Raw genomic sequence first — 8,082 nt, 5'->3', positions numbered from 1 at the left:
GCCGGCTCCCTGCGCGGCATGTTCGACTTCCGCCACCCCAACGGCAAGCAGGTCCTGCTGAACACCGACGGCTCGGTCAAGTCCGTCGGCCCCATCCACCACGTGGCGGCCGTCTCCACGGACATCACCCCCGGCCCGGCGATGCAGAACACCGCCGCGACCACCGACGCCCCCGGGTTCCCGGCCCTTCCGGTGGGCCTCGCCGCGGGCGCCCTGCTCGCCGCGGGCGCCACCGGCACCTACCTGACGCTGCGCCGCAAGCAGCGCGGCGCCGCCGCCTGACACCACCGTCACGACCGGCGTGACCGGCCCGGTGCGGACCGCCTGGCCCGCACCGGGCCGCTGCGTGTCCGGAGCCCTACCGGTGCTCCGGGTTCTCGTAGTCGCGCCGGCAGCCGGCGTCCCAGGCCGTGCGCTGGTTGCCGTAGGCGGGAATGCCGCCCAGATCCTTCAGCGCCCGGGCCAGCCCGCGGCCGGCCGAGTTCGCGCTGGGCGACCAGCCCCGCGTGGGGACCATGGTCGGCGGCATCCTCACGGCGATCGGCTGCTTCCTCGCCGCCTTCGCCGCCGCGGCGGCCATCACCATCGTCACGGCCGTCCGGCGCAGCCGCCACCGCCGCCGCCTCACCGCCGCCCGGACCCCCGGGCCCCCGTGGGGCCCACCTCCCACCGGCCCCGCCCCGGGACAGCCGGGCGGCCCCTGGAAGTAGCGGGTCCCACCGGCGCCCACTCTGCGACGGTCCGACCGGACGTCCCGCAACCGAACGGAGTCCCCCTCCGGAAGATCCGGCGAAAGCCGACCAATCCGCGGGCCCCCCGGCCACGGATTACGCGGGACGTACCGGTCCGTCGACCCCTGGGGAGAACCGTTGTGAAGGAAGCCGTCTACATCGGCAGAAACCCGTCGTCCCAGCCCGACCTGCAGCAGCTGCTGCACGAGGTGGCCCTCGGCGACCAGGAGGCCTTCGCCGCCGTGTACGACGCGGTGGCCGGCTCCGTGCTCGGCGTCGTCCAGGCGGTGCTGCGCGACCGGGCCCAGTCGGAGGAGGTGGCGCAGGAGGTGCTCGTCGAGGTGTGGCGCACCGCGCCGCGCTACCGGCCCGAGCGCGGGACGGCGGTCAACTGGATCCTGACGCTCGCCCACCGGCGCGCCGTGGACCGGGTCCGGTCGGTGGAGGCGGCGGCCGTGCGGGACACGAAGGCCGCGCTGCTGGACCGGACACCCGAGTACGACCAGGTGACCGAGCAGGTCGAGACCCGGCTGGAGCAGGAGCAGGTACGGCGCTGCCTGCGCACCCTGACCGAACTGCAGCAGCAGTCGGTCACCCTCGCGTACTACCGCGGCCTGACCTACCGGCAGGTCGCCGAGGCGCTCGCCCTGCCGCTGGGCACGGTGAAGACCCGGCTGCGCGATGGCCTCATCCGGCTCCGCGACTGCCTGGGGGTGACCGCATGACCGGCCGCGGCACCGACCCGGCGGCCCTCGCCGATCCGCACACGCTGACGGGCGCCTACGCCCTGCACGCGCTGCCCGACGACGAGCGGGCCGGCTTCGAGCGCCACCTGGCCGGCTGCGAACCCTGCGCCCGCGAGGTCGCGGAGTTCACGGCCACCGCCGCCCGGCTCGCCTCCGCCCGCGCCGTGCCCGTCCGGCCCGCGCTGCGCGAGCAGGTGCTGGACCGCATCGGCACCGTGCGCCAGGTGCCGCCCGGCATCCCCGTGCTGGAGGAGGTGCGGCGCCGCGTGCCGGGCGGCCGTGGCCCGGTCCGGTGGGCACTGGCCGCCTGCGTGGCCGCCGCGACCGTGTTCGGCGGTACGGCGGTGTGGCAGTACGAGCGCGCCCAGGACGCCCGGCAGCAGGCGGCCCGGGCGGAGCGGCAGGCCGACGAGGTGGCGGCGGTGCTGGCCGCTCCGGACGCGCGGACGCGGTCGGCGCGGGTCGCGGGCGGCACGGGCACGCTCGTGGTCTCCGCCCGCCGCGACCGGGCGGTGTTCGTCGCCTCGGGCATGGCCGCGCCGCCCCGCGGCAAGGTCTACCAGCTGTGGTTCGCCGACGGCGGCGTGATGCGCCCCGCCGGCCTGATGAGCCCCGGCAGGACCGGGCAGACCGTGCTGATGCGGGGCCGGGTGGACGGGGCGTCCGGCGTCGGCATCACCGTCGAGCCGGCCGGCGGCTCACGGCAGCCGACCAGCACGCCCGTCGGACTGCTCGGCATCCCGGCCTGAGATCACCCTGGCACACGGCCGCACACCCCCCGAACCGGTCGCGGCGGAACACCCTTCCCGGGGGGTGAGGCGGGCTCATCTGCGGTGCACACCGCGTTCCCGGAGGTGCCGTCCGGCCCCGCCGCCGCGCCGGGGTCCGGGCCGCCGCCTCCCGGCTGCCGACCGGCTGGGGCCCTCGTCTGCGAGGTGTCCGACGGCAGCGGCGTCCCGCCGCACCCGCGCCGGGCGCACGCTGGACGAGGGGGACCGGGGCCTGTTCCTGGTGGCCCGGTTCGCCGACCGCTGGGGCACCCGCCACACCGGCGACAAAAAAGATCATCTGGACCGAGCAGGAGATCCCGGCACCGCCGTGACCGGCCGCGCGGCCCGCGCGACGGGTCCGGGGCGGCCCCGGTCCAGGCAGGCGCGGGCCAGGCGGCGGTCGCGGCGGAGCAGGACGTACGTGGTGGCGGCGACCACCGCGAGGGCAGCGGACAGGGGGGCCAGGTAGTACAGCATCCGTGGTTCAGCGCTCCTCGGTCGTCGGGCCGGGCCGGCCGGCCGCGCGGATGATGGCGGACTCGACGGCCGCCACCCGGTCGGCGAGCAGGGTGAGGGCCGCCACCGCGCGGGTCAGCGGGTCGTCCCCGGGACCGCCGGGGGCGCGGGTGCGGACGTGGGCGGTCTTCACCTCCTGCCAGCGGGCGGCCCGCTCCGGGGTGAGGGTGCCGCGCAGTTCCGCCAGTTTCAGCAGGTTGGCCTCGGCGCCGGTGGTGAGGGTCTGGGCCTCGGCCGTGTAGTGGTCGGTGAGGACGGCCTCCCGCTCGGCCTCGTTCATGGCCGCGCTGAGCCGCTGGGCGATCCGGTTCATGTCGCGGTAGGAGCCCTGGAGGCGGAACGGCGGCTCGGTGCGGGCCGCGTCGGCCTGGGCGGCCGAGGCGATGTAGGCCGCGTTGACGCGCAGCACCGTGTCGCGGGCCGCGAGCAGGTGGCGCAGGACGGCGAGGACGCGGTCCAGTTCGGCGGGCGCGAGGGACGCGGCGAGGCGGTCCGCGCGCGCCGTGGGGTCGGCGGAGGCCAGCCGGACCAGCAGGTCCAGGTCGGCGCGGTCGCGGGCCGCGAGCGGGGCGAGGACGGGGTGGGAGGTCAGCGCGTTCTCGACGAAGCTGAGGCGGAAGGCGTCCTCTTTGCCGGTGAGGACGTCGCCGAGGTTCCACACGTCCGCGCGGTTGGCGAGCATGTCGGGGACGCGGAACCGCTCGCCGGACTCGGTGTACGGGTTGCCGGCCATGCAGACGGCGAAGCGCTTGCCGCGCAGGTCGTAGGTGCGGGGCTCGCCGTCCCACACGCCGTCGACGCGGCGGGTGGTGTCGCACAGCGGGATGAACCGCTGGAGCAGTTCGGGCGAGGTGTGCTGGATGTCGTCCAGGTACAGCAGCGTGTTGCTGCCGGCCGCCAGCGCGAAGTTGATCTTCTCGACCTCGCGGCGGGCGCTGGCGCTCGGGGCGTCCGCCGGGTCCAGCGAGGTGACGGCGTGGCCCAGCGCCGGGCCGCTGACCCGGACCAGCATCAGGCCGAGCCGGTCGGCGACGTACTCCATGAGCGTCGTCTTGCCGTAGCCGGGCGGGGACACCAGCAGGAGCAGGCCGCCGGTGTCGGTGCGCCGGGACGCGCCGGTGGTGCCGAGCTGCCGGGCCAGGCTGTCGCCGATCAGCGGCAGGTACACCTCGTCCACGAGGCGGCCGCGGACGAAGGCGGACATGATCCGGGGCCGGTGGTCGGCCAGGCGCAGCCGGTCGCGTTCGGCGGCCACCAGAGCGGTACGCCGGCGCTGGTAGGCCCGGAACGCCGTGACCTCGTGGCGGGCGAACCGGGCCGTGCGGGCCAGGAACTCGTCCAGGCGCAGCGCCAGCCGGCCCCCGCCGATCCGCGGGTGCGTGCCCAGCAGTCCCTCGGCCGTCGCGGTGAGCGGGGCGTCGCCGTCGTAGCGGGGCAGGCCGGGGCACAGCTCGGCCGCCACCGCCTCGGCCAGCTCCCCCGCGTCCACGTCGGTGCCGGAGGCGGCGGCGTACGAGGCCAGCCACGCCTCGGCCACCTGCCGGCGCGCACCCGGCTCGGCGAGCGCCCGCAGGTCCTCGGCGTACGACGACCCCCCCACGGTCTGCCGGAACTTCTCCAGCAGGGTGCGCGCCGCCGCCCCCAGCACGAACCCGTCGGGCCCGGACGTCAGCTCGTCGACGAGGTACGCCGCGGCGGCGCCGGCGAGCGACTCGCCCACCGGCCCGACCAACGGCACGGCCGGACGGGCGGGTCCGGCGTCCCCCGGCTGCTCGGGCGCACCCACCGGCACGCCGGGTGGCCCGACCGGCCGGGCCACCGGCTCCGTGGCCCCGGAGCGCGCCGAAGCCCTCCGGGCCACCGGCACCGACGCCCGCGCGGCCGCTTCTGTGGTCCTCCCCTCCACTCCAGCCGCCCCGCCCAGCGGCCGGTCGGCCACCGGCGTCCCCGGTCCCGACGGCCACCCGGCCGCTTCCGCGAGTGGCCGGACCGGCGCCTGCGTGCCCGTGCTCGCCGCCCGGGCCCACCCCCCGATCGCCGCCGCCAGCTCCCCCACCAGCTCGGCCGGGGCCCCCGTCGCCCCGAACGTCTCCCGGGCGCGGACCAGCGACCCGGCGCGCCGGGTCCACGCCTCGCGGGCCGTGGGCGTCGTGCCGTGAGTCCAGAAGAGCTGGGCGGCGGCGCGGGCCGCGGGTTCGTGGCGCAGGGTGCCGGCGCCCTCGTACAGGGGGAGCAGGGCGGTGAGGATCGCGGTGGTGTCGTGGTCGTGGACGCCCCGTTCGTAGCCCTCGTCGTACGCGGCCTGCGCCGCCTCCCGGACCAGGGCGGGCAGGTCGGCCGCGGCGAGGGCGGCCGGGCCGTGCTCGGCGAGGAGGCGGGCGGCGAGGTGCTCGGCGCGGTAGACGCCGGGCGACTCGGAGGGCAGGTGGCGGTCCCAGTAGGGGCGGGTCGCCGCGAAGTCCGGGTCGGTGACCGGGGCCCGGTAGTCGGTGCCGGTGACCGCGAAGGCGAGGCCGTCGCCGTGCGGGACGAGGGTGAGGTCGAGGGGCTGGGTGTTGACGGCGAAGCGGTGGCCGCCGAGGACCAGGGTGCGGCCGTCGTCGGCGTACAGGTCGGTGCGGTCGCGCAGCGCGCGGGCGGCCTCCTGGCGGGCGGCCGCGAGGCGGCCGTCGAGTTCCTCGGCGCGCACGCTGTCGCCCAGGGCGCGCAGTTCGGCGCCGGTGCGGCGGACCTTGGCGACCATCGGGTCGGAGGCGAAGTACGCGGTGACCGCGTCCGTGTCGGGAAGCGTGGCCGCGCGCCGGGCGACCGCGTCCAGCACCCGGGCGGCGGAGACGGCGAGCTGCTCCGCCCGGCGGGCGCGGGCGTCGGCGAGGGACTGCTTGCGGGCGGCGAACGCCTCGTAGATCTCGGTGCGCCGGCCGTCCAGCTCGGCGAGGAAGTCGTCGAACTCGGCGAACCGGGCGTCCAGGTCCTCCAGCCGGCCGAGCAGCGCGGCCAGTTGGTCGTCGCAGGCCTGCGGGTCTCCGGCGGTGGCGAGCGCGGCGGTGACGGCCTGGGCGAGCAGGGCCGTCTCGGCGGCGAACTCGGCGCGGCCCTCGCGGTCCAGGAGCGTGCGGCGGCGGGCGTCGAGGGTGGCGCGGGCGCGGTTGACGCCGCCCAGCACCTCGGCGATCCGCTCCAGGACGGCCGTACGGACGGTGGCGTCGGCGATGTCGAGGCCGGTGACGACCTCGGTGACCGTGCGCAGCCCGTCGGCGAGGTCGTCCAGCCGGGCCGCCACCGGGGCGGCCGCCGCCACCGTCTCCAGGGCGCCCGCCTCGGCCACGAGCCGCTCGACGTCCGCGTGGTGGGCGGCGAAGGCGTCCTCGCGGGACAGGAACGCCACCGCGCGCCGCCCGAAGGCCGCCAGGTCGGCCTCCGTCGCGGCGGCCAGCTCGTCCACCCGGGCGGTGTCCGCGTACCGCTGCTCCTTGAGGGTGAGCAAGTGGCCGTGTGCCCGGCGGAGTTCGGTCAGACCGCGGACCCAGGCGGCGGCGTCCCGGGGTGCCTCGCCGCGCAGCCGGCGGACCACGGCGGCGATCCGCCCGTCGGCCTCCTCCAGGGCCTCGGCGGCCCGCCGGGTCAGGTCCCGCACGGTCTCGAACTCGGCGAGCACCTGCTCGGCGGTCTCCCGCACCGCCGCCAACGGCTCGTCGAGGCAGCCGAGTTCGGGATCGCCCAGCCAGTGGTGGGTGTCGGCGGCGCGGACGCAGGCGGCGGCCAGCGCCCGGTAGCCCTCGCCGGTGCCGATGCCCTCGGTGACGAGCCGGGCGACGCCCAGGCAGTCGGCGAGCCCGCGCACGAGGTCGGCGTTGCCGACCCGGGCGAGCGCTCCGGTGCCGGTGCGCAGGGCCGCCGCGTGGGTGTCGGAGACGTACGGCGAGGCCCACCACTGCACGGGGTGGGCGTGCGCGGGCTCCCCGCCCCCGTCGCGCAGCACGGCGAGGGCGCCGTCCTCGAACAGCGCCCAGCCCCGGCACGGCAGCGGGGTGGCGACCTCCTTGCGGAGGGTGTTGTACGACAGCAGCAGCGCCCGGCCCTCGGCGCGCGAGCGGAACGCGTACAGCACGTCCTCGCCGTTCGGCGCCCGCACCTCCCGCTCGAACTCCAGCCCCGCCGTGTCGACTTCGTACGTCTTGTGCGCGCCCGTGGCCAGGCAGTAGCCGCCCGGGAACACGACGCCCTGGTCCTCGGGCAGCCGGCGGCACGCCTGCCCGAGGCCGTCGAGCCGGACCACCGACCGGGTCAGGGAGGCGAACACCAGGTACCGGTCGGCGACCTCCTTGTACGGCCGGACGCGCAGCAGGACCAGCGGGCCGACCCGCGCGTGCGCGACGGCCGCGTCGGCGAGGGCCTGGAGCGGCTCCTCGACCGGCTCGGCGTACAGTTCCTCGCCCTCCGGGCCGCGGACGGTGAGGCGCCCGCCGACGGTGGCCACGCCCAGCCCGCCGGGCACGGCGACGTACGGGTCCCGGCCGAGGACGTGGTCCTCGCGGCCGGCGGTGGTCCAGGTGACGTCGTGGGCGGGCGGGAAGGTGTCGTCGCGGTCGCCGCGCGCGTCCAGGAACTCCGCCCGGCCGTCGGCGGTCAGCCGCCAGCGCAGGGCGCGGACGTCGTCGGCCTTGTCGCCGGTGCGGAACACCGCCAGCAGCCGTCCGTCCACGCGGCGCAGCCGCAGCAGGCGGGCCTGCCGGTAGTAGCGGTGCAGGGCGGCGAACTCGCGCACGAACGCGGGGTCGTCGAGGAGTCCGGGCACGGCGTCCTCGGGCAGCCGGCCGAGGTCGCGGTCGTACAGGGCGAGGACGTCCGCGACCGCCGCGCCGGTACCGTCGCCCGTGCCGTCACCGGTGCGGCCGGTGCTGCCGAAGAGCAGCACGTCCCCGACGGCGACGACGTCGCACGGCACGCAGGCGTGCCCGGTGCGCAGCCGCCCGGTGGCCTCCAGGGCGAGCCCGGCGGACCCGAACTCCTCGGCGCGGCGGGCGTTGAGGGCCTCGGCGCGGCGGGCCAGGTCGGCGGCGTGGACACGGAGCCGGTCGCGCAGCACCTCGTAGGTACCGGCGTCGGCGGTGTCGTACGGGCCCGTCTCCGGGACGGTGGCCATGCGGGTGCTTCCCTTCAGCTCGGGCCGAGTGGTGGCCGGGGGCCGGGTGCCGGTCGGGTGGCCGAGTGGGCGAGTGTTGGTCGGGTGGCCGAGTGGCCGGGTGGCCGGGTGGCCGGGTGGCCGGGGGCCGGGTGCCGGTCGGGTGGCCGAGTGGCCGAGTGGGCGAGTGTTGG

5 protein-coding genes and 2 pseudogenes are annotated in these 8,082 nt (G+C 77.4%); 4 read left to right on the top strand and 3 right to left on the bottom strand.

Annotation, left to right across the window (positions count from 1 at the left end; genetic code table 11):
- A pseudogene (locus AQJ66_RS35605) lies at nt 1–282 on the top strand (phospholipase); the annotation flags it as partial.
- A gap of 76 nt (nt 283–358) precedes the next feature.
- On the opposite strand, the pseudogene AQJ66_RS38650 reads toward AQJ66_RS35605, so the two are convergent.
- Nucleotides 359–466: pseudogene (locus tag AQJ66_RS38650) on the bottom strand (flavodoxin family protein); the annotation flags it as partial.
- A gap of 40 nt (nt 467–506) precedes the next feature.
- Between AQJ66_RS38650 and AQJ66_RS35600 the strand changes: the two are divergent.
- The 3 genes from AQJ66_RS35600 (at nt 507) to AQJ66_RS35590 (ending at nt 2,226) form a co-directional block, all read left to right on the top strand.
- Nucleotides 507–710: a hypothetical protein gene (locus AQJ66_RS35600; protein ID WP_208611530.1), complete on the top strand. Its 204-nt coding sequence runs from the start codon at nt 507–509 to the stop codon at nt 708–710.
- 161 nt (nt 711–871) lie between these two features.
- Nucleotides 872–1,456: a sigma-70 family RNA polymerase sigma factor gene (locus AQJ66_RS35595; protein WP_061930760.1), complete on the top strand. Its 585-nt coding sequence runs from the start codon at nt 872–874 to the stop codon at nt 1,454–1,456.
- Nucleotides 1,453–2,226, top strand: a complete 774-nt coding sequence (locus tag AQJ66_RS35590; protein ID WP_061930758.1) for an anti-sigma factor — start codon at nt 1,453–1,455, stop codon at nt 2,224–2,226. The genes AQJ66_RS35595 and AQJ66_RS35590 overlap by 4 nt, the downstream gene beginning before the upstream one ends.
- A gap of 315 nt (nt 2,227–2,541) precedes the next feature.
- Here the strand turns inward: AQJ66_RS35590 and AQJ66_RS38645 are convergent, their stop codons facing one another.
- Together AQJ66_RS38645 and AQJ66_RS35580 are read right to left on the bottom strand one after the other, a co-directional pair.
- Nucleotides 2,542–2,724 (bottom strand): hypothetical protein, encoded by a 183-nt coding sequence (locus AQJ66_RS38645; protein ID WP_061930755.1) that lies wholly within the window; start codon nt 2,722–2,724, stop codon nt 2,542–2,544.
- Nucleotides 2,725–2,731: 7 nt separating this feature from the next.
- A complete protein-coding gene (locus AQJ66_RS35580) occupies nt 2,732–7,909 on the bottom strand; it encodes a DNA repair ATPase (protein ID WP_061930752.1) in 5,178 nt (1,725 codons plus the stop codon).
- Nucleotides 7,910–8,082 lie beyond the last annotated feature (173 nt).

The sequence above is a fragment of the Streptomyces bungoensis genome, from assembly GCF_001514215.1.
Taxonomy (GTDB): domain Bacteria; phylum Actinomycetota; class Actinomycetes; order Streptomycetales; family Streptomycetaceae; genus Streptomyces; species Streptomyces bungoensis.
This window is presented reverse-complemented; position numbering and strand designations above follow the sequence as displayed.

What these genes read in the sequence shown, in the direction of transcription:
- AQJ66_RS35590 (WP_061930758.1), top strand. Translation starts at nt 1,453, where the DNA reads ATGACCGGCCGCGGCACCGACCCGGCGGCCCTCGCCGATCCGCACACG.
- AQJ66_RS38645 (WP_061930755.1), bottom strand. Translation starts at nt 2,724, where the DNA reads ATGCTGTACTACCTGGCCCCCCTGTCCGCTGCCCTCGCGGTGGTCGCC.
- AQJ66_RS35580 (WP_061930752.1), bottom strand. Translation starts at nt 7,909, where the DNA reads ATGGCCACCGTCCCGGAGACGGGCCCGTACGACACCGCCGACGCCGGT.